The organism is Roseateles sp. P5_D6 (genome assembly GCF_054049415.1).
Genome location: NZ_JBFUMK010000010.1, coordinates 1 through 22,292 on the forward strand (window position 1 = coordinate 1; position 22,292 = coordinate 22,292).

Below are 22,292 nucleotides of genomic sequence, written 5' to 3' on the forward strand. Positions count from 1 at the left end.
ATCAAGCAGGGAGTGCGCTTGACGAAGAACTCGGCCATTTGCGCGCGCTTGAGTTGCTTCTTCAAGACGGTGTTGCCGCGTGCATCAACACCGTGGACTTGAAACACGTTCTTGGCCAAGTCCAGGCCGATCGTCGTAATCTCCATGTCGGACGCCCCTTCCGGTCAGTGGTTGAACATTGCCCTTCCACTCTGGCACATCGATGCCGTTCAAGGTGGGGGCGTCCATCCCATTAACCTACCGGGCTATCCAGGTAGAGTCCGCCCCACCGCTGCGATGCTGGAACCGATTCCACCCCGGCCGCAATGCGCCTTTCGCCATGAAATCAATGCATGCCTCCCTGGTGGCCACGGCCGTAGCGCTGGCCCTCTGCGCCGCCGCGCAGCCCCTGCTCGCCGCCGATGCCCAGCCCTGGACGGACAAGGCCAAGAGCGCCGCGCAGCGCACCGAGTTGCTGCTCAAGGCGATGACGCTGGATGAGAAGCTGCTGCTGGTGTTCGGCTACGCCTCGGGCGACCAGTTGGCGCAGGTGGACAGCGCCGTGATCTCCGGCGTCAACACCAAGGAGGTCATCGCCACGGTGATTCCGGGTTCGGCCGGCTACATCCCCGGCATCGAGCACTTGGGGCTACCGGCCCAGCACCAGGCCGACGCGTCCATCGGCGTGCGCAATCCCAACCTGGAGCGCACCTCACTGCCCTCGTCGCTGGCCACGGCCGCCAGTTGGGACCCGCGTGTGGCCGAGGCCGGCGGCAAGATGATCGGGCGGGAGGCCCGGCTGTCGGGCTTCAACGTCATGCTGGCGGGCGGCGTCAACCTCGCGCGCGAACCGCAGAACGGCCGCAACTTCGAATACACCGGCGAGGATCCGCTGCTCGCCGCCGACATGGCCGCCGGGCTGATCCGCGGCGTGCAGGCCAACCACATCATTTCGACGATCAAGCATTACCTGATCAACGCGCAGGAGACCGGCCGCAACATCGTCAGCGCGCAGATTGGCGAGTCCGCGCTGCGCATGAGCGACGCGCTGGCCTTCGAGCTCGCCATCGAGAAGTCCAGCCCCGGCTCCGTGATGTGCTCCTACAACCGCATCAACGATGTCTACGCCTGCCAGAACGCCTTCTGGCAGAACAAGGTGCTCAAGGGCGACTGGGGCTACCCGGGCTACGTGATGTCCGACTGGGGCGCCGTGCATTCGACCGTGCTCGCTGCCACCGCCGGGCTTGACCAGCAGTCCGGCTTCCCCTTCGACAAGGCCCCGTACTTTGCCAAGCCGCTGAAGGAGGCCGTCGAGGACGGCTCGGTGCCGCGGTCGCGCATCGACGACATGGCCCGGCGCATCCTCTGGGCGATGTTCGACAAGGGCGTGATGGACCACCCGCTCAAGCCAGGCCCCATCGACTTTGCCGCCCACGCGCAGGTCTCGCAGGCCGCTGCGGAGCAGTCGCTGGTGCTGCTGAAGAACGAGGCCGGCCTGCTGCCGCTGGGGGCGCCCAAGCGCGTGGCCCTCATCGGGTCATATGCCGACAAGGCCGTGCTCGCCGGTGGTGGCTCGGCGTCCGTCACGCCCATCGGCGGCACCGCCGTCACCGGCCTCGGCCCGGGCGGCTGGCTGACCCAGGTGTGGCAGCCCTCATCGCCGATGAAGGCGCTGCAGCGTCTGCGGCCGCAGACGGCATTCACCTTCGACGCGGGCACCAACGTCGAGTCCGCCGGCAAGGCCGCAGCCGCGGCGGACATGGCCATCGTCTTCGTCCACCAATGGACCGCCGAGTCGCTGGACGCGTCGCTGACGCTGGAAGGCAACCAGGACGCCATCGTCAGCGCGGTCGCCAAGGCGAACCCGAACACGGTAGTCGTCGTCGAGAGCGGCGGCGCCATCCTGATGCCCTGGGAGAAGGACGTGAAGGGCATCCTCGCGGCCTTCTACCCGGGCGCGGCCGGCGGCGAGGCCATCGCCCGCATCCTCACCGGCGAGGTGAACCCCTCCGGCCGCCTGCCCATCACCTTCCCTGCGAGCACGGATCAGCTGGTGCGCCGGCAGATCGGCGGCAAGTCGGACGGCCCGCTGTTCACGGTCCGCTACACCGAGGGCGCCGCCGTGGGCTACAAGTGGTTTGACCTGCACGGCCACAAGCCGCTGTACGCCTTCGGCCATGGCCTGTCTTACACGAGCTTCGAGCTGGGCGGCCTCAAGGCAGAACAAGCCCAGAAGGCCGGCGGGCAGGTGACCGTCAAGTTCACCGTCAAGAACGCCGGCAAGCGCGACGGTGCCTCGGTCGGCCAGGTCTACGTCCGTGCGCCGCAGAGCGCTCAATGGGAAGCGCCCCGCCGCCTCGTCGGCTTCGACAAGCTGGCGCTGAAGCCGGGTCAGACCGGCACGGGCGCGGTCACGGTCGACCCGCGGCTGCTGGCCACCTTTGACGAGTCGACCGGCAACTGGGTGATCGCCCCCGGAACCTATGAAGTGCAGCTCGGCGCGGGTTCGGACGACATCCGTGCCACCGCCCAGCTGGTGCTGGCGGGCCGCAGGTTCACGTCGGCGCAGCTTCGTCACAAGGCGCGATAGCGCATGGACTCCCGCTTGAAAGCTCCGCAGACCGCCGCCCAGTGTGCGGCCCAGGAAGCAGCACTCGTGCTCGAGCGCCTGACCGCGGCTGACGCCATGGGGATCGGGCAATCCATCCTTGCGCTGGCGCAGCAGTGGTTTGCGGCCCGGCCCGTGGCCATTCACCTGGAGACCGACGACCATCCCCTGTTCGTCTATTTCATGGATGGCACGGGCGCAGGCAACGCGGACTGGATCATCAGGAAGAAGAACGTCGTTCGCCGGTTTGGCCACAGTTCATGGCGGGTTCGGCTGGAGTTCCTCGAACGCCAGGCCAATTTCCATGCGGAAACCGGCCTCGACCCCACCCTCTTCCAGGCCGAAGGCGGCGCCCTGCCCCTGGCGGTGCACGGCAAGGGCCGAGTGGGGACCTTGATTGTTTCGGGCCTCGACGGGTGGGAAGACCATGCGCTTGCGGCAGGTGGACTGGCGCTTTGGAGCAGCCAGTAGGTAGTAACGACCTCGCAAGTTGCGGGTATGCGTTGGGATTCACTGCATTCGCCCTTTCCGACGGGCTCAAAGCCGAATAGCGCCGAATCGGGACATGACAATCCCCGTCCATGGAAATGCAGCGACCACCGGCTGAAATTCAGTGGCGACAGGCCATTGAGGCGGGTGAGCTTGGGGTGTGGGACCTCCGCCTTGAGCTTGAGACCGTTCACCATTCACCCCAGTGGAAACAGCAGCTCGGTTATCCCGAACCGTACAGCGCCGATAGCACCCACTTCTGGCGCTGCAGGGTCCATCCTGCCGACCTTGAAGGCATGCTTGCAGCCATGAGCGCACACGCCCGGGGCAGCCAGCCCAGCTACGAGGCCAGATTCCGCCTGCGCAGCAATGGCTCGGGGTATCGCGTCGTCCACTCGCGCGGCCGGGTCATCGAGCGCAACGCCGAGGGCCGGGCGGTGCGCATGGTCGGGACCATGATTGACCTGACCGAACGCCCATTCACGCCCCAGGGCGGGTTGGCAGACGGCCACCGCGGCTTGATGGAAGGTTTGCCGCTGGTGCTGCCGTTTCACCTGCTGCTGAGCGTCGACCGGTCGGGTATCGACAGCGCCGATGCTGAGCGCGCTGCGCTCGCGCTTGAGCGGGATCGGGTGCTCGGCATGGTTGAAGACCTGCTGCAGGCCTCCATGGCGCAACTTGAGAGCCTGCGCACCGTGTAAAGACGCGCCTGGCAAGGCCGCTCAGCGCAAGCGAGCATCCAGCCAGCTGAGCACGCGCAAGTCCTGGAAGTAGCTGCTGTGATGCGTCGTCGCGCTGTCGACGACGAGATCGTTGGGCTGGTCGAAGATCAGTTCGGCGCCGCAATCAGGCACCCATCGCCGTGGGTCACCCTCATCGCGACGACGAACGCACTCTTCGCGTTGGAAGGCGGACCGCGAAACCCCTCAGTTCTGAATCGACAACTGATCGCCCAGATAACCGATCACTCGCTCATCGCGGAAGTAGTTGGTGTGATGTGTGGTCGGGCCCACGCCGAGGGCTTCGAAAGTGATGTTGCCGCCCTCGCCCAGGCGAAACATCGAGTCCACGTCCACCACCAGGTCGTTGGGGCCGGGGAACACCATGTCGGCCGCACCGTACTTGACCTGGTCGCCGATGTGGCTGAAGCGCCGCCAGAACTTCCAGATCGGCTGAGCGCTCTCGTCGGGCTGGAAAGACGCGCCGATGCCGGACATCTGGGGGCTGCTGAGCCAGGGCGCGGCAAACAATTGCCGCACATCGTTGTTGTTCTTGACCAGCTGCTGCGTCGCGAGGCCCGGCACCAGGCCCACCGCCGCGTCGACGATGGGCGTGGTGCTGCCCAGATGCAGCACCTTGCCGAAGATCTTGGCCAGCAGCGAAACGCCCTCGGCAAAGGGCACGATGCCCGTCGCATGCTTGCTGAGCGTCGACACGGCATCGGCGTAGCTGGCGATCATGTCGAGGGCTGCACGCAGCTTGTCCGGCGCGGCCAGGCTGGTGCCCACCAGCGGCGACGCCACGAAGATCACCCGCTCCACCGGCACGGCGCGCAGCCGCATCAGCCAGCCCACGACCAGGCCGCCCCGGCTGTGGCAGACCACGTCGATGGGCGCGCTGACGTCCTGCAGGGCACTGTGCAGATCGAGGGCGTTGGACCACGCCGCCACGGACAGGGTGGCGTGGCCAAAGGCCAGGATGGCGCTGTACTTCTGCTGCCAGCCGGCGAGCAGCTTCTTGCCGGCGTCGGTGGCCTGCAGCTCGTCGAACCACATCTGCGACTTGCTGAAGGTGCCATGCACCAGCAGCAGCACACGGCCCTTGTCGATCTTGGGCTGGACGTCGTTCACCAGATGGCCGTCCTGCCAGCGCTGCATGCCCTTGTCGGGCGTCAGCCAGTCGTCGGCCGCGATCAGCTTGTCGGTGACCGCATTGGCCCCAAAGTCGTTGAAGCGAAAGCTCTGCACCACATCGTCGGGCGCCACGCGAATCGACCGGTAGGAGCGCCGCCCCGTGCCGCCGGGCGTGGTCGGCGGCGAATAGACCCAGCGCAGCAGGCCGTCCTCGTCACGCACCAGCTCGACCTTGGCGCGGCCATCGGCATCGCGCGCCGCGGCGCGCCGGCGGCGCTGGCCGATGGGCAGGGTGCTGACGGCGGTCGCCTCCTCTTCGAGCACCAGCCGGGCGCTCACGTCGGCCCAAAGCTTGTTACTGCTCATGGCCTCTCCTCCACGATGGGCAAGGGCGTGATGCCGTTCATGCGCGCCGTCACGACGTCCAGCACCGAATGGAAGTCTTCCGCTTCGGACAGCGCATCGATGCCCGCCTCCACCGCCTCCACGAAACCGCAGTGCTCGGTCAGCCTCACCGTCTCGATCGGCACCAGGCGCCGCGCGCGGATCAACTGCCTGACCTCGCGGTAGGGTGCATTGCCGATCGCCTGCCAGGCATAGCGCTGCAGGCTGGCGGAGGAGTTGCGATCCGCGGCGCCGGCCATGGCGCCATGCGCGCCATCGCCGCTGACCGCCAGATAGTCGGCCTGGAAGCTGTTGTGCCGCCAATAGCCGGGTAGCGCATGGCCGTTGAGCAGGAAGATGACCGGGTAGACGTCGATCAGCTCCAGGCAGGCGGCAAACAGCAGGGCCAGGTCGATGCAGGTGCCGGCCCGCGCACCGAGGATGGTGCTGGGCGTGCGCAGGCGCTGCGAATCGAGCTTGCCGCTGTACGACGGCGGCGGGTTGATATAGCCGAGCCGCCACTCATGCAGCAAGGCGGCCCAGATCGCCTGCACCTGCAGATCGACCTCGCGCAGCTGTTCTTCCTCGGTGCTGGGCGCGGCCTGATAGCCCTCGAAACCGGCGCTGGGGTTGTCGCGCAGGATGCGCACATAGCGCTGCGCCAGTTCCACCGCGCTGACGACGGCCGGATCGCGCGGCAGCACGAAGGAAGGCAGCCACTGGCCGTCCTTGTCGTTGTCGCGCCACTGGTCCACCGGCAGCAGGCGCAGGCGATGGCTGTCGCGCGTCAGCACCTTGTCGTTGTGGCTGAGCTGGACCATCAAGGTGCTGTTGACGGCTTCCTGCAGCGAACGCATCAGCGCCGCGGTCAGCGGCACATGCACCTCGTTGCTGAGGTCGAAGCGCGTCTCGCCGGCCACGAAGCGCTTGCGCCAGCGCGCCTGTTCGGGCCCGAGCTGCAGCTCCACGTCGACGCTCAAGCCGTCCTCGGGCCCGGCGTTGCCCCGCTCCACGACGATCTCGCTGAACAGGCGCCCGTTGTTGTGCAGTACCGCGTAGTTGAGTTCCTTCTCGGGCTTGGCCAGCAGGCGCGGCGGCGTGTCGGCGTCGCGCAGTTCAGCCGCGGCGGGTTCGCCCAGCGTGAATGCAGCCTCGTTCAGCGGCGCGCCCATCCACAGCGTGACGCCGGTGGCGCGCGTGGCTCTGGGCTCCTTGCGCGCGCGCAACCAGGCGCTCTCGAAGGCCAGCGGCAGGTTCCACACGGCCTGGTCGAGCTGGCCATAGACCAGCTCGAAGAAGAAGTCCGCCAGCTGGTCCTCTACCGCGTCCTGGAAGCCCACGGCCGACAGGGCCGCGCGCTCGGCCACGATGAGGGCCGCCGTGCGCGCCGCCGAGTTTTCGAGGCTGAGGGAGACGAAATAGGCGCAGTGCTCGCCCCCCGCCCCCAGCGCCTCGGCCAGCCGCTGCGCACCGACGACGGCCGCGCCGCCGCTCTCGCCGGCCAGCAGCATGCCGTCGGGCACGCTGGCCTCCTTGGCCAGCACGTCGTCCAGCTGCATCGGGCCGAATTCGGCCTCCACCACTTCGCCGTTCGGCACCAGGTCGCGCAAGGCCTTCAGGCCGGCCAGATTGTCGAAGCCACTCAGATGGATGAGGTCGGGCTGGTGCGCCTTCACGACGTCGTGCAGCTGTTGCCAGCTCGGGTCTTTCAACTCCATCAGCTGGATGTCGCCCAGCGCGCGTTTGAGCCGCTTGGTTTCCGCGCTGAAATCCCATGTCTGCCGCAAGCCGCCAGGTGCGCTCTGCACATAGAGCAGGCTGCGCTGCCCGGGTTTTTTCCACCGGGCCGGGGCCTTGGGCACCACTTCACGCATCACGGTGACGCGGTGGTTGTCCACATTGCGATAACGCCGCGTGGCCTTGGCCAGCAGATATTCCCAGGGAAAGATGCGGCCCTGCCAGCCCTCGCGTTCCGACGCGTAAGGCATGCGCACGACGACGCGCGGCGCGCGGGCAAGCGCCTCCAGGTCGGCGTCCTTCAGGCCAAAGCCCTTCAGCGTGCGGTTGGCCTGCTCCTCACGGCTGTTGCTGGCGTCACTCGAACTGAGCCAGCGTTCGCGTGCCCGCAGCACATAGGTCCAGCGCATGGCTTCGGTGTCGAGCCGGCACACGGGCACGCCCTCCTCGGGCTGGCCGCCCAAGGCGATCGTGCGGCCCGGAATGACCAAAGAGATCCGGGCCAGAACAGGATCAGTGCCTGCAGTCTTCGACATCACGCCTCCCAACATAGAGCCCCCAGACCTGTCACTACGCGACAGGCCCCCCAAGGGGGTCAAGCAAACTCGGGAGCGGCCCGTCGTTTGCTTGAGAGAGGCGTCATCCTATGTCGCCGGGCTGCGCCTCAGCGCCCTGATTTCTGGTTCAGACCAGCCCGAGGCTCTCTTCCAGACCCAGGTGGACGTTCATGCTCTGCACGGCCGCGCCGCTGGCGCCCTTGCCGAGGTTGTCCAGGCGGCTCATCAGCAGCACCTGGGTGTCGGAGGCGAATACGAAGAGGTCGACGCGATTGGTGTCGTTGCAGGCCTGCACGTCGAAGAAGCCGGCATCCAGCGCGGCCGCGTCGCGCAGCGGCTTCACGTTGATGAAACGCTCGCCCTGGTAGTGTGCGGCCAGCGCGGCATGGACCTGCTCAGGCGTCGTGCCGGCCTTGAGCTGGCTCAGGTGCAGCGGCACGCTGACGGCCAGGCCCTTGTAGAAGCTGCTGACGATGGGCTGGAAGACCGGCGGCGTCGCCAGCCCCGTGTGGGCAGCCATCTCCGGCAAATGCTTGTGCTTGAGACCCAGGCCATAGGGCCGCGGCGCCTGCAGATGGGCCGGCAAGGGCTGCTGCTCGTACTCGGCAATCATGCTCTTGCCGCCGCCCGAGTAGCCGGTGATGGACGTGGCGCTGATGGCGGCGTCCTTGGGCAACAGGCCGGCATCCACCAGCGGGCGCACCAACAGGATGAAGGCGCTGGAATGGCAGCCCGGGTTGGAGATGCGCTTGCTGGCCTGGATGGCGCCACGCTGGCCCCTGGCCAGCTCCGGCAGGCCGAAGGCCCAGCCGGGCGCCGTGCGGTGGGCAGTGCTGGCGTCGATGAGGCAGGTGTTGGGGTTGTTGACCATGAAGGCGGCCTCGCGCGAGGCTGCGTCGGGCAGGCACAAGAAGGCCACATCGGCGGCGTTCAGCAAACGCGAACGCTCGGCCGGGTCCTTGCGCTTGTCGGCGGCTATCTTCAGCACCTCGATGTCGCTGCGGGCCGCGAGGTACTCGTGAATCCGCAAACCCGTGGTGCCTTCCTGGCCATCCACAAACACCTTGAACGTCATCGCCGCTGCTCCAACCGCTGAAAATCGAACTGTGCAGGATAAGGGCAAACCATGAAATCTGAGCGTGTACTGCTTCTCCCGGGCTGGCAAAACTCGGGCCCGGACCACTGGCAAAGCCGCTGGGAGCGGCTGCATGGCGACGAGCGCGTCGAGCAGCACGACTGGGACTGGCCCCGCCGCGGCGACTGGATGGCGCGGCTGGACGAGGTGCTGCTGCAGGACGACGCGCCGGCCCTGCTGGTCGCCCATTCCCTGGGCTGCCAGCTCGTCACCGCCTGGGCCGAGCATTCCCAGCACGTCGGCCGCGTGAAAGGCGCGCTGCTCGTCGCCCCGCCGGACACCGAGCGCGCGGACATGCCGCCCCAGCTCCACAACTGGCGACCCATCCGCCGCCCGCGCCTGCCCTTCCCCAGCATCACCGTCATCAGCAGCGACGACCCCTTTGGCGCCGCCGAGCGCAGCACGCAGATGGCGGCCGACTGGGGCAGCAGTGTCGTCATCGCCGGGCCGCGGGGTCATCTGAACGCCGAATCGGGCCTGGGCGACTGGCCCGAGGGTCGCGAGCTGCTGGAAAGCCTCGGCAAGCGCTGGAGCGGCGACGGGCCGCTCCCGAGCCGCTCCGCACCCCCTCGGGGGGCCTGACGCAAAGCGGCAGGTTTGGGGGCGCCCATTCATCGACAATCCGCCCCCATGGTCACGAAGAAACCCAAAGGCCTCGGCCTCGGCCTGGAGGCCCTGCTCGGCCCCAAGGTCAGCGAAGCGCCCGCCACCGACTTGCCCTCCACGCTGAAGCTCGAACAGCTGCAGGCCGGCAAATACCAGCCGCGCACGCGCATGGACGAGGGCTCGCTGTACGAGCTGGCCGAATCGATCAAGGCGCAAGGGATCATGCAACCGATCCTCGTGCGCCCGATCTCACCGAACGGGAGCGCGACCTACGAGATCATTGCCGGCGAGCGGCGCTTCCGTGCGGCAAAACTTGCCGGCCTGCGCGAGGTGCCGGTGCTCGTCAAGGTGGTGCCCGACGAATCGGCCGCCGCGATGGCGCTGATCGAGAACATCCAGCGCGAAGACCTCAACCCGCTCGAGGAAGCGCAGGGCCTGAAACGACTCACCGACGAGTTCGGCCTGACACATGAGCAGGCGGCCCAGGCGGTCGGTCGTTCGCGGAGCGCGGCCAGCAATCTGCTGCGTCTGTTGAACCTTAGCGCGCCGGTGCAGAACATGCTGATGGCGGGCGACCTCGACATGGGCCACGCCCGCGCGCTGCTGCCGCTGGATGGCGCCACGCAGATCACCACGGCCAGCGAGATCGCGGCCAAGAAGCTCAGTGTGCGTGAGGCCGAAAAGCTGGTCGCCAGGCACCAGGGCGCCGGCCGCCAGGCGCCGCTGCTGCGCGTGAAGAGCGACAAGAGCCGCGACGTGCTGCGGCTGGAAGAAGAGCTGGCCGACGCTTTGGGCGCGACCGTCGAGGTGCGCGTGAAGAAGGCAACGAAGCGCGGCGGCCAGAGCGGCGAACTGGCCATCCATTTCGACTCGCTGGACGCCCTGTCCGGCATCCTCGACAAGCTGCGCGGCGCCTGAGCTCGCGTCGCCGCATTCGCGGTACCGGAGACATGTGCCTGCGGGCCGAGCGCCGGGCCGCTCCCTAGCCGGCCCGCTCCGGCGATGTGCTTGCCGGCCGAGCCGGCAAGCATCGCCGTCCCCTCGGGGGACCGACTAGGCAAGCCTGCGTTCAGCAAGGCGGGACTGGGCGAGGGGCTCCATCACTGCAATGCGGCGGCGTCTGACAAGACGCTGCCGGCAGGCGCTCAACACTAGGTGCGCAGTAACGATGCCCGCGTGGTCCAACAAGGATGGTGATGCATCCGTGACGCGCGCCACTCTCGCTACAGTTCTTCACCGACAGCTTTGTCTGCGGCCCGCCACAAGCCCCCCGGGTTCGTGTGGTTTGCCCGAAAAGTGCCAGGTCTTGCCCAAACTGCGGGCGTATGCTGGCCCGGCACCCTGTCAACGGAAAACTGCGTTGGTTTGTTGGTGGTCGTGTTGATGGGCAGATAGCGGCTTATTCTTGAGATTGACGAGCAGTCGGCGGCGCCAAGCTGCTGATCAAGCGAGTGGAGAGTTCTGATGACGCCTTGCAGTTGAGGCGCGATCAGAACCCCCCAGTCCCTCGGGCACGGATCGTGCCTGCGGCCCTGTGGAGTTCAAACCGCAGGAGGTCGGCATGGACGTCATCAGCCATTTCGCAGCGCGCTTCGAGCGCAGCAAGGTCGAGGAGCTCTCGCTGGAGGACTACCTCGCAGAGTGCAAGAAAAACCCACTGGCCTACGCCACGGCTGCCGAGCGCATGCTGCAGGCCATCGGCGAGCCGCAGATGCTCGACACGCGCAACGACCAGCGGCTGTCGCGCCTGTTCGCCAACAAGACCATCAAGATCTACCCGGCCTTCGCCGAGTTCTATGGCCTGGAAGAGGCCATCGAGCAGGTCGTCTCCTATTTCCGCCATGCCGCGCAAGGGCTGGAAGAGAAGAAGCAGATCCTCTACCTGCTCGGGCCCGTCGGCGGCGGCAAGAGTTCCATCGCCGAGCGGCTCAAGCAGTTGATGGAGCATGTGCCCTTCTACGCGCTGGCCGGCTCGCCGGTGAATGAGTCGCCCCTCGGCCTCTTCGACCTCATCGAGGACGGCCCGCTGCTGGAGCGCGACTACGGCATCCCGCGCCGCTACCTGAACCGTGTCCTCAGCCCCTGGGCCGTCAAGCGCCTGGACGAGTTCGGCGGCGACATCCGCAAGTTCAAGGTCGTCAAGCGTTTCCCCAGCGTGCTCAAGCAGCTCGGCGTGGCCAAGACAGAGCCGGGCGACGAGAACAACCAGGACATCAGCTCGCTGGTCGGCAAGGTCGACATCCGCAAGCTCGAAACCTATGCCCAGGATGACCCCGACGCCTACAGCTACAGCGGCGGCCTGTGCCTGGCCAACCAGGGCCTGCTCGAATTCGTCGAAATGTTCAAGGCGCCCATCAAGGTGCTGCACCCGCTGCTGACCGCCACGCAGGAAAGCAACTACAAGGGCACCGAGGGCTTCGGCGCCATCCCCTTCGACGGCATCGTGCTGGCGCACAGCAACGAGAGCGAGTGGAAGACCTTCCGCAACAACAAGAACAACGAGGCCTTCCTCGACCGCGTCTATATCGTCAAGGTGCCCTACTGCCTGCGCGTCAGCGAGGAGGTCAAGATCTACGAGAAGCTGATCCGCGGCTCGTCGCTGTCCGAGGCCAAGTGCGCACCGGGCACGCTGAAGATGATGAGCCAGTTCGCCGTGCTCACGCGCCTGAAGGAGCCCGAGAACTCGTCGCTGTATTCCAAGATGCAGATCTACGACGGCGAGAACCTCAAGGACACCGACCCGCGCGCCAAGAGCTACCAGGAGTACCGCGATTACGCCGGCGTTGACGAAGGCATGAGCGGCATCAGCACGCGCTTCGCCTACAAGATCCTGTCCAAGGTCTTCAACTTCGACTCGGCCGAGGTGGCGGCCAACCCGGTGCACCTGATGTATGTGCTGGAGCAGCAGATCGAGCGCGAGCAGTTCCCCAAGGAGCTGGAAGAGAAATACGTCAGCTACATCAAGGAACAGCTGTCGCCGCGCTATGCCGAGTTCATCGGCAAGGAAATCCAGACCGCCTATCTGGAGAGCTACAGCGAGTACGGCCAGAACATCTTCGACCGCTACGTGACCTACGCCGACTACTGGATCCAGGACCAGGAGTACCGCGACACCGACACCGGTGAGGTCTTCGACCGCGCGTCGCTGAACGCCGAGCTCGAGAAGATCGAGAAGCCGGCCGGCATCTCCAACCCCAAGGACTTCCGCAACGAGATCGTCAACTTCGTGCTGCGTGCGCGCGCCAACAACGCGGGCAAGAACCCGCTGTGGACGAGCTACGAGAAGCTGCGCACCGTCATCGAGAAGAAGATGTTCTCCAACACCGAGGAGTTGCTGCCTGTCATCAGCTTCAACGCCAAGGCCAGCGCCGAGGACGCCAAGAAGCACGAGAACTTCGTGCAGCGCATGGTGGACAAGGGCTACACGGCCAAGCAGGTCAGGCTGTTGTGCGAGTGGTACTTGCGGGTCCGCAAGAGTTCTTGATCTCGTACGCCCAAGGAACACAGCCACAGAGACACAGAGGCACAGAGGAATGCGTTTCCTGCCCCATGTGTTCTCTGTGTCTCTGTGCCTCTGTGGCGTTGTTTGGATTGATTGAATGTCGCTCCAGCAAATCATTGATCGCCGGCTGTCGGGCAAGAACAAGTCCATCGGCAACCGTGAGCGATTCCTGCGCCGCCACAAGGAGCAGATCCGCGAAGCGGTGAAGCGCGCCGTCGACGGCCGCGGCATCCGCGACATGGAGCGCGGCGAGGATGTGCACATCCCCAAGAAGGACCTGAGCGAGCCCGTCTTCGGCCATGGCGACGGCGGCGTGCGCGAGGTTGTGCGGCCGGGCAACCAGGAGTATGTGAAGGGCGACCGCATTGCCAAGCCCAAGGGTGGGCAGGGCGGTGGCGGCGGAGGCGGCGAGGCCAGCGACACTGGCGAGGGTGAGGACGACTTCGTCTTTCACCTCAGCAAGGAAGAGTTCATGCAGGTCTTCTTCGAGGACCTGGCCCTGCCCAATCTCGCCCGCACGACGCTGGCCGACACGCCCGAGTGGCGCAGCCAGCGCGCCGGCTTCGTGTCTGACGGCACGCCCACCAATCTGCACGTCGTGCGCTCGATGCGCGGCGCCCTGGGCCGGCGCATCGCGCTGGGCATGGACAAGCGCCGCGAGCTGCACGAGCTCGAAGCCCGCGAGCAGGAGCTGCTGAAGGAAGACCGCCCCGAAACGCCGCGACTGCTGCTCGAAACCCGTGAGCGCATCCAGCATCTGCGCGAGCGCCTCAAGGCCATCCCCTTCCTCGACCCCATCGACCTGCGCTTCCGTGCCCGCGTGCGCATCCCGGTGCCGACGACGCGCGCCGTCATGTTCTGCCTGATGGACGTGTCCGGCTCCATGGACGAAGGCCGCAAGGACCTGGCCAAGCGCTTCTTCATCCTGCTCTACCTCTTCCTGACGCGGCATTACGAAAAGATCGACGTCGTCTTCATCCGCCACCACACGCAGGCGCAGGAGGTCGACGAGCAGAACTTCTTTCACGCCACCGAGACCGGCGGCACCGTGGTCTCCAGCGCCCTGGTGCTGATGGAGCAGATCATCAAGGAGCGCTACTCGCCGACCGAGTGGAATATCTACGGCGCCCAGGCCAGCGACGGCGACAACTGGCATCACGACAGCGGCCGCTGCCGCGAGCTGCTGGCCGACAAGATCCTGCCGCTGTGCCGCTATTTCGCCTATGTGCAGGTCGCCGAGCCCGAGCAGAACCTCTGGGAGGAATACCAGAAGCTCAGCGAGGACGCCCGCCACTTCGCCATGCGCAAGGCCGTCGAGGCCTCGCAGATCTACCCCGTCTTCCGTGAGCTGTTCAAGAAGGAAGGGGCCTCCACATGAGGACCGAGCGCCGGGCCGCTCCCAAGCCGGGCCACATCCCCTCGGGGGCTGAGGCCGGACTCGGTGAGTCCTGTGGACTCGCCGTGCCTACCGAAGAACCGCAGCGCAAGCTGCGGCGCGGCCTGCAAGGCCGGCCGACGTACTCGTTGGACGAGGGGCTGACATGAGCAGTAAAGAGGACCGCCGTCACCACGAGCGCCCGGCCAACCCGCCGGCCGGCATGCCCGACCGCCGCCAGCACCTGCCGCTGCGGCGCATGAAGCCGGTCGCCCAGCGCCCCAGCCAGCCCCTGCCCTCGCCCAATGACTGGAGCTTCGATCTCATCGACGAGTACCACACCGTCATCAAGAACACCGCCGAGCGCTTCGGCCTGGACACCTATGCCAACCAGCTCGAGGTCATCACCGCCGAGCAGATGATGGACGCCTATGCCTCCGTCGGCATGCCGGTCAACTACCGGCACTGGAGCTACGGCAAGGAGTTCATCAGCACCGAGCGCAACTACAAGCGCGGCCAGATGGGCCTGGCCTACGAGATCGTCATCAACTCCGACCCCTGCATCGCCTACCTGATGGAGGAGAACACGCTGGCCATGCAGGCCCTGGTCATCGCCCACGCCTGCTACGGCCACAACAGCTTCTTCAAAGGGAACTACCTGTTCCGCATGTGGACGGACGCCTCGTCCATCATCGACTACCTCGTCTACGCCAAGAACTACGTCGCCGACTGCGAGGAGCGCTACGGCGTCGATGCCGTCGAAACCCTGCTCGACTCCTGCCACGCGCTGATGAACCATGGTGTGGACCGCTACCGCCGCCCGGCCAAGCTGTCGCTCGCCGAAGAGCGCGCGCGGCTGAAGGACCGCGAGCAGCACGCGCAGTCGCAGATCAACGACCTGTGGCGCACGCTGCCCAAGAAGGCCGACCGCCCCGACGAAGCCGCCGAGAGCCGCCGCTTCCCCGACGAGCCGCAGGAGAACCTGCTGTACTTCATCGAGAAGAACGCGCCGCTGCTGGACCCCTGGCAGCGCGAGGTCGTGCGCATCGTGCGCAAGATCGCGCAGTACTTCTACCCGCAGCGCCAGACGCAGGTCATGAACGAAGGCTGGGCCACCTTCTGGCACCACCGCCTGCTCAACCAGATGTACGACGACGGCTACTTGAGCGACGGCATGATGATCGAGTGGCTCAAGTCCCACACCAACGTCGTCTACCAGCATCCCAACGCCAACCTCAACCCGTATGCGTTGGGCTTCGCGATGTACACCGACATCAAGCGCATCTGCGAGAACCCGACGGATGAAGACCGCGACTGGTTCCCCGACATCGCCGGCAGTGACTGGCTGCCCACGCTCGACCACGCGATGCGCAACTTCAAGGACGAGAGCTTCATCGGCCAGTACCTGAGCCCGAAGATCATGCGCGACTTCCGCCTCTTCTCCATCATCGACGACGAGGCCAAGAGCGAGTACGAGATCTCCGCCATCCACGACGAAGGCGGCTACCGCCATGTGCGCCAGGCGCTGGCGCGCCAATACGACCTGTCCACGCGCGAGCCCAACATCCAGGTCTGGAACGTCAACCTGCGCGGCGACCGCTCACTGACGCTGCGCCACGTGCAGCACCTGAACCGCCCGCTGCACGACAGCGCCCAGGAAGTGCTCAAGCATGTCGGCCGCCTCTGGGGCTTTGGCGTGCAGCTGGAAAGCGTCAACACGCGCGGCGACGTGACCAAGCGCTGGAGCGTGCCGGCTCAGGTGGGCTGAGGGCTGAGGGCTGATACTCGCCGGCATGTTCCGGCTGCTCCTGTCTGCTGCTCTTGTCGCCACCGCGGCCTGGCCCGCCCATGCCGCTGGACTGAGCGAGCGCCAGGCCTGCCTCAAGCTGATCGGCACCGCCCGTGCCCTGCACCTGGCTGGCCCCAACAAGCGCGGCGACTACCGCTGCAAGCGCCACCCCACCGACGCCGACTTCGTCTTCACGCTGCGCTTCGACGGCCCCAAGGAGCCCAAGGACGCCAGCCATCTGCTGGGCCATTACGCCGTCGACAGGGCAACGCGCGAGGTCTATCAGTGGGATCTCACCACCGGCCAGCGCGGCGCGCCCCTCGTGCCGCCGAAAAGCAAGCGCTAACCTTCGTAGGTCCTGATCTCGATCAGGTGCTTGTTGGGGTCGTTGAAATAGAGCGTCGGCCCCGGCCCACGCGCACCCACCTCGCTGCCCGGCCCCGTGTTCGTACCCACGGAATCAAAGGTCGGCCCATAGCCCAGGCCCGCCGCCTTGATGCGCTCGAAGATGGTCTCGAACTCGGCGCGGGTCACTGCAAAGGCGTAATGCTCGAAGCCCGGCGTGCCCCAGGGGGCGAGCTGCAGCTGGCAGTCCGGCCCAGCCTTGATGACAGTGAAGGGACCGTCGCGGCCGGCATCGGTGAAGCCCATCACGTCGACGTAGAAGCGCACGCTGGCGTCCAGGTCGTTGACCTTGAGGATCAGGTGGTCGAGTGTGGGCATGCGGTCTCCCCGTATCAGCGAGCGCGCTCCAGGGCGACCTTGATGCCCAGCCCCACCAGCGCAGCGCCCGCGAGCTGCTGGAAGCGCTGGAAGATGCGCGGCTTGGCCAGCAGCCAATGCCTGGCCCTGCCGCCCAGCGCAGCGGTGCACAGGTTGACTGCCGTGCCCGAGACGATGGACACCATGCCCAGCAGGGCCGCCTGCCAGCCGGGATGGCCCAGGGCGGGGTCGATGAACTGCGGCAGGATGGCCAGGAAGAAGATGGCAACTTTGGGATTGAACAGGTTGGATAAAGCGCCCTGGGCAAACGGCGAAGACCAACGGCTGTTCACGGGGCCGGCAGCCACCTCGGTGGGGTGGCGCAGCATCTGCCAGCCCAGCCACACCAGGTAGGCCGCACCGACCGCCTTGACCACCAGAAATGCCGTGGGAACGGCGGCCAGGAAGGCGGTGAGTCCCAGGGTGGCGGCCGCGACGTGAACCAGCGCAGCGCAGGCAATGCCCAGGCACACCTTGGCTCCTGCGGCCGTGCCGCGCGAGACCGAGTTGGAGAGGATGCAGATGACGTCCGGCCCCGGAATGAGGGCAAAGCTCATGTTGAGCAGCGTGAAGGCCAGCAGGGTAGGGAGTTCGATCATTTCAGCCCTGACGTGTTTGAATGTTCACCAACGACAGCCGTCTCGCGAACAGCACGGCCGACACCAGCAACAGCATCAGCCCCGTCGTCGCCTCGGCCCAGATCGTCAGATTGGCCATCAGCGTGTGCTGCGAGCACAGCCCCAGACGATAGTGCAGCAGGCCATCCAGGCCCAGGGCGCCATAAACGCCAAGGGCCAGCAGGCCAAGCGTGGGCAGACCCAGGCGCGTCAGCACCCATGCCAACAGGCCAACGGCGCAAACCGCAAACCAGCACAACCAGACCGTCCCCGGGGTCAGCCATGCCGGCATGCCAGGATAGAAGGCGATGTACTGAGCGTTGTGACTGAAGTGGGCGAGGCTGGCTGCGAAGTAGGCCGCGACGAGCGGCGCGATGCGGGTGATGTGCATGGCATGCGTTGTACAACGCCATGCCGGGCCACGCGGAGAAGACGCGTCAGCGCAGGCCACCGATGTAGCGGGCCGCCGCCACTGCACGCGCACTTACGGGCGTTGGTGCCGCCGGCGGCGGTTTCGGGAAGAGCATGGCTTGCAGCCGCGCGCCCCAATCCGCCACCTCCGGATGCTCGGCCTGCTGGCAGGCCAGGCGGATGATCTCCCGCGCGTAGTCGGCGTTGCGCACCAGCCATTCGACGTCCGTCACGCGGCCCATCTTGCGGCGCATCAGCACATGCAGGTGGGCGGCCACGGCCAGCTTCTCGCTGTCGCTGGCCATCACGCCACCTGCTCGCCGTGCTGGCTGAGATCCAGCCCCTGCTGCTCGCGCGCCGCATCCACGCGCAGCCCGCCCAGCAGCAGATAGACCAGCAGCAGGATGCCCGCCGTCATGACCGCGCTGAAAGCCACCGTGGCCAGAACCGCCACGGCCTGCGTGCCCAGCGACCCGGCCACGCCACCCACCCGTGGATCGGCCAGCAGGCCGGTCAGCAGCGCACCGACGATGCCGCCCACGCCGTGCACGCCGAACACGTCCAGCGAGTCGTCGGCACGCAGCCAGCGTTTGAGCCCGGTGGCGCCCCAGTAACAGGCCGCGCCCGCCACCAGGCCGATGAGCACCGCCGAAGCCGGCGTGACGAAGCCGCAGGCGGGTGTGATGGCCACCAGCCCCGCCACGGCGCCGCTGCACAGGCCCAGCAGCGTCGGCGTGCGCCGCGTCGCCCACTCGGCCGCCATCCAGGACAGTGCGGCCGCCGCGGCGCCGAGCTGCGTGTTGAGCATTGCGATGCCGGCCCGCCCATCTGCTGCACCGGCCGAGCCGCCGTTGAAGCCCATCCAGCCGACCCACAGCAGGCCGGCGCCGGTCATCGTGTAGGCCAGGTTGGCCGGTGTCAGCGCGGCGCGGCCGAAGCCTTCCCGCGGGCCGAGCATCCAGGCAGCCACCAGGCCCGCCACGCCGGCATTGATGTGCACCACCGTGCCTCCGGCGAAATCCAGCGCACCCAACTGGGCCAACCAACCCTGCGGCGCCCAAACCCAGTGCGCCACCGGCACGTAGACGAACAGCGACCACAACCCGAGAAAGGCCAGCAGGCTGGCGAAGCGCATGCGCTCGGCCACCGCGCCGATGACCAGGCAGGGCGTGATGACGGCGAAGCTGAGCTGGAACAGCGCGAACACCGCCGCCGGCACGCTGGGCATCAGCGGATGCACGCTGACCAGGCCGGTCGCCTTGTCATGCAGCACATTGCCCAGCCCGGCGCCGCCCAGGCCGCCGATCCAGCGCTCCAGCCCGGCCGGCCCCGGCTCGAACGCCAGGCTGTAGCCACAGACGAACCACAGCAGCGTCACCAGCGCGGCGCAGGCCAGCGTCTGGGCCATGACGGCCAGGATGTTCTTCTTGCGCACCATGCCGGCATAGAACAGCGCCAGGCCCGGCAGCGTCATCAGCAGGACCAATGCGGTGGCGCTGAGCAGCCAGGCGGTGTCGCCGGCGTTGATCTGCGCGACTGGCACCTGCTCGGCGGCCAGTGCGGGCATCGCAAGCAAGCCCGTCAGTGACGCGGCCGATCGGCCCCAGGGGGTGAACCGCGCGGCGGGAAAGCGAGGATGAATGGGCATAGGGATGCGGCGGGTGGTAGCGCCGCATGAATAGCAAGCTCTACGCCAACGCGCCCGCGGCGCCGGCCACGTGGCTCAACCGGCCAACAGTCCGTCGACGAATTCGCGTTGGCCGGTGGGCGTCAAGACCAGTTCGCGCGACGTGTCGCGGCGGCGCAGCCAGCCGCGCGCCAGCAATGCCTCCAGCAAAGCCACGGCCTCGGCGCCCGCGAAATGCTCGCGTCGCTCGGACCAGTCCACGCACGGATAGAGCGCCCGGCCCGCAGCCACGGTCGCCAATTCCAGTCCTTGCGCCTGCAGCGCCGCGCGCGCCGTGTCCGTCAACCGTTCTGCACTGCCCGCCCGCTCCACCCAGCCGCGCGAGCAAAGGACGTCATGCAGCCGCACGCCCAGCTCGCCGGCCAGGTGGCCGTAGCAGCTGCGCGCGTGCCTCAATCCACGCATCTCGGGCCGCTGCCAGCGCCGTATGTCGGCCGCAGGCTCGGCATCGCGCCCATCCGCCACGCGCAGCAGCGCCTCCAGTGCATGCGCCACGTCGCCGTCAGCCAGGCCGAAATAGCGGTGCCGCCCTTGCGGCCGCACGCGGGCCAGGCCTTCGTCGACCAGCAGCTTCAGATGGGCCGACATCGTCGCCGCGCCCACGCCGGCATGCGTGGCCAACTCGCCCGCCGTGTGCAGGCGCCCGTCGAGCAGCCGTGCCAATGTGCGTGCGCGAGTCGGGTCGGCGATGGCCGCGGCAATGCGCGCAAGGCGGGGTTCGGCGTTCATCGAGGGACTTGTTCGCGCTCATTCAAGCCGTAGTCGCGCACGACATGGGCCACCCGCAGCCGGTAGTCCTTGAACAGCCCGCCGCGCCCGGCCGCCTGGGCCTCGCGATGCCGCTCCACCTCACGCCAGCCGCGCACCGCCTCCTCGTCGCGCCAGAAGGACAGAGACAAGAGCTTGTCCGGTTGCGTCAGGCTCTGGAAGCGCTCCACCGAGATGAAGCCGTCCATGCGCTCCAGCAGTGGCTTCAGCGCGGCGGCATGGTCGAGGTAGGCCTGGCGGCCCTCGTCGGTGGGCTGGACTTCAAAGATGACGGCGATCATGGCTGCACATCCTCACAGAAAGTGCGCTCCTCGCGCAGGATGAAGCGCTGCTTCTGCGCGAACTCGAAATTGGCCCGCGCCTCGGGGTCGGCCTTGAGGCGGGCGCGGTAAGCCTCGTAGTCGGCCAGCGAGTCGAAACCGACCAGGCCCCAGGCCTCGTAGTTCGTGCCCTCGTGCGGCAGCCAGTAGCCCAGCAGCCGGCCGCCCAGGCGCGGAATGATGCGGCCCCAGGCCTGCGCGTACTCGCGGAAGGCCTCGCGCTGGAAGGGGTCGAGCTCGTAGCGGATGAAGCAGGTGATGGGCATGGAGTGTGCTCACACAAAGTTGAAGGGATGAAGGCAGTGTGGGCGGCTTCACCCCCGCGACGCTTCGCCGTGCAACGAACTGTGTCCCGCCGCCGCGCCAGCGCGGCGGCCGCTATCCTCGCCCGGCATCCCAGCCCCATCCACCGTGCCCAAACTCTCGCCCCGCCCTGCACCTGCTCCCGCGAGCTGGGCGGATTGGCTGCTGGGCCCGAAAGGCCAGGGCCGCGGCGCGGTGAAGCTGACACTGCTGGCGCTGACGGTCTACGGCCTGTTCGCGCTGAACGTGGCCGTGCAGGTCCACCTCGGTCTGATGGAGGCCGGCCCCGGAGCCTGGATCAGCGGCGTCGGCCTCGCCGGCATCGCGGGCTTTTACGTGCTGGTTCGCACGGGCCTGAGCCGTCATCTGGCACGCGACCGGTCGCTGACGCTGCCGCAATCGGTCTTCGGCGCGCTGATCACAGCCTGGGGCTATGCCATCGACCCGCCGCTGCGCGGCGCCATCATCGCCATCATGCTGCTCAACCTCGTTTGGGGCATGTTCGTGCTGTCGCAGCGCCAGGCCTTCGGGCTCTATCTGTTCGGGCTGGCGTCGCTGGCCGTCGCGATGGGCTATGGCGCCACGACGGACCCGGCCAACTTTCCTGCGGCGGTCGAGTCCCTGCACTTCAGCTTCGCGGCCATCCTGATGACGGCGGTGTCGGTGCTGTCGGTCAACATGGCGCGGCTGCGCGCCAAGCTCAGCGCGCGCACCGCCGAGCTGCGCGCCGCATTGGGGCGCATCCAGTACCTCGCCCACCACGACGAGCTGACCCAGATCAGCAACCGCCGCCATTTGAGCGAGCGCCTCGCCGCCGAGCAGCTGAACCAGCGCCAGCATGGCCATGTGATGAGCCTGGTGCTGATCGACATCGACCACTTCAAGGCCGTCAACGACCGCCATGGCCACGGCGTGGGCGATGCGGTGCTGCGCCATTTCGCGGCCACCCTGCACGCCACGCTGCGCACCAGCGATTTCGCCGGGCGCTGGGGTGGCGAGGAGTTCCTCGTCGTCACGCCGCAGGCCAGCGCCGACACGGCCGCAGCCCTGGTCGAGCGCCTGCGCGACGCGCTGGAGGCGGCCTCCTTTGACAGCATCGTGCCGGGCCTGCACGTCACCTTCTCCGCCGGCGTGGCGGAATGCGCGCCCGGCGAGGACCTGCACCTGGCCATCGACCGCGCCGATCGCGCCCTCTACCAGGCCAAGCAGACCGGGCGCGCCCGCACGGTCAGCGAGTTCGCACAACTATGAAACCCCTCGCCCAGTCTCGCCGCGCTGAACGCCGGCGTGCCTGGTCGGTCCCCCGCGGGGACGGCGATGCTTGCGGCATCAAGCCGCAAGCACATCGCCCTAGGCGGGCCGGCTAGGGAGCGGCCCGGCGCTCGGCCCGCAAGAGCGTCCGACAAGAGC

General features: G+C 67.2%; 22 protein-coding genes and 1 pseudogene. 10 read left to right on the plus strand and 13 right to left on the minus strand.

The features are described 5' to 3' along the window. A pseudogene (locus ACXJKM_RS14760) lies at nt 1-146 on the minus strand (IS110 family transposase); the annotation flags it as partial. A gap of 173 nt (nt 147-319) precedes the next feature. Here ACXJKM_RS14760 and ACXJKM_RS14765 point away from each other — a divergent pair. From ACXJKM_RS14765 to ACXJKM_RS14775, 3 genes are all read left to right on the plus strand, one after another. After that, on the plus strand, nt 320-2,569 hold the full coding sequence (locus ACXJKM_RS14765; RefSeq protein WP_457353269.1) for a beta-glucosidase: 2,250 nt from the start codon (nt 320-322) through the stop codon (nt 2,567-2,569). 3 nt (nt 2,570-2,572) lie between these two features. Continuing rightward, a complete protein-coding gene (locus ACXJKM_RS14770; RefSeq protein WP_457353271.1) occupies nt 2,573-3,058 on the plus strand; it encodes a heme-binding protein in 486 nt (161 codons plus the stop codon). 110 nt (nt 3,059-3,168) lie between these two features. Next, nucleotides 3,169-3,777: a PAS domain-containing protein gene (locus tag ACXJKM_RS14775; RefSeq protein WP_457353273.1), complete on the plus strand. Its 609-nt coding sequence runs from the start codon at nt 3,169-3,171 to the stop codon at nt 3,775-3,777. Between the two features lie 21 nt (nt 3,778-3,798). Here ACXJKM_RS14775 and ACXJKM_RS14780 read toward each other — a convergent pair whose 3' ends face one another. The 4 genes from ACXJKM_RS14780 to argC all read right to left on the minus strand — a co-directional run bounded on the left by ACXJKM_RS14780 (nt 3,799) and on the right by argC (nt 8,682). Beyond that, the gene (locus ACXJKM_RS14780; protein WP_457353275.1) at nt 3,799-3,930 is read right to left on the minus strand and encodes a hypothetical protein; all 132 of its coding nucleotides are present in this window, start codon (nt 3,928-3,930) and stop codon (nt 3,799-3,801) included. Between the two features lie 72 nt (nt 3,931-4,002). Continuing rightward, nucleotides 4,003-5,295 carry an esterase/lipase family protein gene (locus ACXJKM_RS14785; RefSeq protein ID WP_457353277.1) on the minus strand — a complete coding sequence of 431 codons (1,293 nt, stop codon included), beginning with the start codon at nt 5,293-5,295 and terminating at the stop codon, nt 4,003-4,005. After that, nucleotides 5,292-7,586, minus strand: a complete 2,295-nt coding sequence (locus ACXJKM_RS14790; protein ID WP_457353279.1) for a hypothetical protein — start codon at nt 7,584-7,586, stop codon at nt 5,292-5,294. The genes ACXJKM_RS14785 and ACXJKM_RS14790 overlap by 4 nt, the downstream gene beginning before the upstream one ends. Nucleotides 7,587-7,734: 148 nt before the next feature. Further along, on the minus strand, nt 7,735-8,682 hold the full coding sequence (gene argC, locus ACXJKM_RS14795) for an N-acetyl-gamma-glutamyl-phosphate reductase (RefSeq protein WP_457353281.1): 948 nt from the start codon (nt 8,680-8,682) through the stop codon (nt 7,735-7,737). A 51-nt stretch (nt 8,683-8,733) separates the two neighbouring features. On the opposite strand from argC, the gene ACXJKM_RS14800 reads away from it, so the two are divergent. The 6 genes from ACXJKM_RS14800 to ACXJKM_RS14825 all read left to right on the plus strand — a co-directional run bounded on the left by ACXJKM_RS14800 (nt 8,734) and on the right by ACXJKM_RS14825 (nt 16,360). Beyond that, nucleotides 8,734-9,324, plus strand: coding sequence for an RBBP9/YdeN family alpha/beta hydrolase (locus ACXJKM_RS14800; RefSeq protein WP_457321548.1), 591 nt, complete (start codon nt 8,734-8,736; stop codon nt 9,322-9,324). A 48-nt stretch (nt 9,325-9,372) separates the two neighbouring features. After that, nucleotides 9,373-10,266, plus strand: a complete 894-nt coding sequence (locus tag ACXJKM_RS14805; RefSeq protein ID WP_457353283.1) for a ParB/RepB/Spo0J family partition protein — start codon at nt 9,373-9,375, stop codon at nt 10,264-10,266. Nucleotides 10,267-10,909: 643 nt separating this feature from the next. After that, a complete protein-coding gene (locus ACXJKM_RS14810) occupies nt 10,910-12,832 on the plus strand; it encodes a PrkA family serine protein kinase (RefSeq protein WP_056192487.1) in 1,923 nt (640 codons plus the stop codon). A gap of 115 nt (nt 12,833-12,947) precedes the next feature. Continuing rightward, the gene (locus ACXJKM_RS14815; protein ID WP_056190957.1) at nt 12,948-14,228 is read left to right on the plus strand and encodes a YeaH/YhbH family protein; all 1,281 of its coding nucleotides are present in this window, start codon (nt 12,948-12,950) and stop codon (nt 14,226-14,228) included. 163 nt (nt 14,229-14,391) lie between these two features. Then, entirely contained in the window at nt 14,392-15,993 is a 1,602-nt protein-coding gene (locus ACXJKM_RS14820) for a SpoVR family protein (protein WP_457353285.1), read from the plus strand. A gap of 25 nt (nt 15,994-16,018) precedes the next feature. After that, a complete protein-coding gene (locus ACXJKM_RS14825; protein ID WP_457353287.1) occupies nt 16,019-16,360 on the plus strand; it encodes a hypothetical protein in 342 nt (113 codons plus the stop codon). On the opposite strand, the gene ACXJKM_RS14830 is transcribed toward ACXJKM_RS14825, so the two are convergent. The 8 genes from ACXJKM_RS14830 to ACXJKM_RS14865 form a co-directional block, all read right to left on the minus strand. Continuing rightward, entirely contained in the window at nt 16,357-16,737 is a 381-nt protein-coding gene (locus ACXJKM_RS14830; protein ID WP_056190962.1) for a VOC family protein, read from the minus strand. The genes ACXJKM_RS14825 and ACXJKM_RS14830 overlap by 4 nt on opposite strands. Before the next feature lie 14 nt (nt 16,738-16,751). Continuing rightward, on the minus strand, nt 16,752-17,375 hold the full coding sequence (locus ACXJKM_RS14835; protein ID WP_457353290.1) for a LysE family translocator: 624 nt from the start codon (nt 17,373-17,375) through the stop codon (nt 16,752-16,754). A gap of 1 nt (nt 17,376) precedes the next feature. Next, a complete protein-coding gene (locus ACXJKM_RS14840; RefSeq protein ID WP_457353292.1) occupies nt 17,377-17,784 on the minus strand; it encodes a hypothetical protein in 408 nt (135 codons plus the stop codon). 46 nt (nt 17,785-17,830) lie between these two features. Next, complete coding sequence (locus tag ACXJKM_RS14845; protein WP_056190967.1) at nt 17,831-18,109, minus strand: hypothetical protein; 279 nt, start codon at nt 18,107-18,109, stop codon at nt 17,831-17,833. Next, the gene (locus tag ACXJKM_RS14850; protein WP_457353294.1) at nt 18,109-19,371 is read right to left on the minus strand and encodes an ammonium transporter; all 1,263 of its coding nucleotides are present in this window, start codon (nt 19,369-19,371) and stop codon (nt 18,109-18,111) included. Before ACXJKM_RS14850 ends, ACXJKM_RS14845 begins: the two co-directional genes overlap by 1 nt. Before the next feature lie 156 nt (nt 19,372-19,527). Beyond that, the gene (locus tag ACXJKM_RS14855; protein ID WP_056190970.1) at nt 19,528-20,220 is read right to left on the minus strand and encodes an ArsR/SmtB family transcription factor; all 693 of its coding nucleotides are present in this window, start codon (nt 20,218-20,220) and stop codon (nt 19,528-19,530) included. After that, on the minus strand, nt 20,217-20,540 hold the full coding sequence (locus tag ACXJKM_RS14860) for an antibiotic biosynthesis monooxygenase family protein (protein ID WP_056190972.1): 324 nt from the start codon (nt 20,538-20,540) through the stop codon (nt 20,217-20,219). Before ACXJKM_RS14860 ends, ACXJKM_RS14855 begins: the two co-directional genes overlap by 4 nt. Next, complete coding sequence (locus tag ACXJKM_RS14865; RefSeq protein ID WP_457353297.1) at nt 20,537-20,845, minus strand: NIPSNAP family protein; 309 nt, start codon at nt 20,843-20,845, stop codon at nt 20,537-20,539. The genes ACXJKM_RS14860 and ACXJKM_RS14865 overlap by 4 nt, the downstream gene beginning before the upstream one ends. Nucleotides 20,846-20,990: 145 nt before the next feature. Between ACXJKM_RS14865 and ACXJKM_RS14870 the strand changes: the two genes are divergently transcribed. Then, complete coding sequence (locus ACXJKM_RS14870) at nt 20,991-22,133, plus strand: GGDEF domain-containing protein (protein WP_457353299.1); 1,143 nt, start codon at nt 20,991-20,993, stop codon at nt 22,131-22,133. Nucleotides 22,134-22,292: the final 159 nt, after the last annotated feature.

Coding starts and splice junctions, on each gene's coding strand:
- ACXJKM_RS14765 (WP_457353269.1), top strand. CDS start 320: ATGAAATCAATGCATGCCTCCCTGGTGGCCACGGCCGTAGCGCTGGCC.
- ACXJKM_RS14770 (WP_457353271.1), top strand. CDS start 2,573: ATGGACTCCCGCTTGAAAGCTCCGCAGACCGCCGCCCAGTGTGCGGCC.
- ACXJKM_RS14775 (WP_457353273.1), top strand. CDS start 3,169: ATGGAAATGCAGCGACCACCGGCTGAAATTCAGTGGCGACAGGCCATT.
- ACXJKM_RS14785 (WP_457353277.1), bottom strand. CDS start 5,295: ATGAGCAGTAACAAGCTTTGGGCCGACGTGAGCGCCCGGCTGGTGCTC.
- ACXJKM_RS14790 (WP_457353279.1), bottom strand. CDS start 7,586: ATGTCGAAGACTGCAGGCACTGATCCTGTTCTGGCCCGGATCTCTTTG.
- argC (WP_457353281.1), bottom strand. CDS start 8,682: ATGACGTTCAAGGTGTTTGTGGATGGCCAGGAAGGCACCACGGGTTTG.
- ACXJKM_RS14800 (WP_457321548.1), top strand. CDS start 8,734: ATGAAATCTGAGCGTGTACTGCTTCTCCCGGGCTGGCAAAACTCGGGC.
- ACXJKM_RS14805 (WP_457353283.1), top strand. CDS start 9,373: ATGGTCACGAAGAAACCCAAAGGCCTCGGCCTCGGCCTGGAGGCCCTG.
- ACXJKM_RS14810 (WP_056192487.1), top strand. CDS start 10,910: ATGGACGTCATCAGCCATTTCGCAGCGCGCTTCGAGCGCAGCAAGGTC.
- ACXJKM_RS14815 (WP_056190957.1), top strand. CDS start 12,948: ATGTCGCTCCAGCAAATCATTGATCGCCGGCTGTCGGGCAAGAACAAG.
- ACXJKM_RS14820 (WP_457353285.1), top strand. CDS start 14,392: ATGAGCAGTAAAGAGGACCGCCGTCACCACGAGCGCCCGGCCAACCCG.
- ACXJKM_RS14825 (WP_457353287.1), top strand. CDS start 16,019: ATGTTCCGGCTGCTCCTGTCTGCTGCTCTTGTCGCCACCGCGGCCTGG.
- ACXJKM_RS14830 (WP_056190962.1), bottom strand. CDS start 16,737: ATGCCCACACTCGACCACCTGATCCTCAAGGTCAACGACCTGGACGCC.
- ACXJKM_RS14835 (WP_457353290.1), bottom strand. CDS start 17,375: ATGATCGAACTCCCTACCCTGCTGGCCTTCACGCTGCTCAACATGAGC.
- ACXJKM_RS14840 (WP_457353292.1), bottom strand. CDS start 17,784: ATGCACATCACCCGCATCGCGCCGCTCGTCGCGGCCTACTTCGCAGCC.
- ACXJKM_RS14845 (WP_056190967.1), bottom strand. CDS start 18,109: ATGGCCAGCGACAGCGAGAAGCTGGCCGTGGCCGCCCACCTGCATGTG.
- ACXJKM_RS14850 (WP_457353294.1), bottom strand. CDS start 19,371: ATGCCCGCACTGGCCGCCGAGCAGGTGCCAGTCGCGCAGATCAACGCC.
- ACXJKM_RS14855 (WP_056190970.1), bottom strand. CDS start 20,220: ATGAACGCCGAACCCCGCCTTGCGCGCATTGCCGCGGCCATCGCCGAC.
- ACXJKM_RS14860 (WP_056190972.1), bottom strand. CDS start 20,540: ATGATCGCCGTCATCTTTGAAGTCCAGCCCACCGACGAGGGCCGCCAG.
- ACXJKM_RS14865 (WP_457353297.1), bottom strand. CDS start 20,845: ATGCCCATCACCTGCTTCATCCGCTACGAGCTCGACCCCTTCCAGCGC.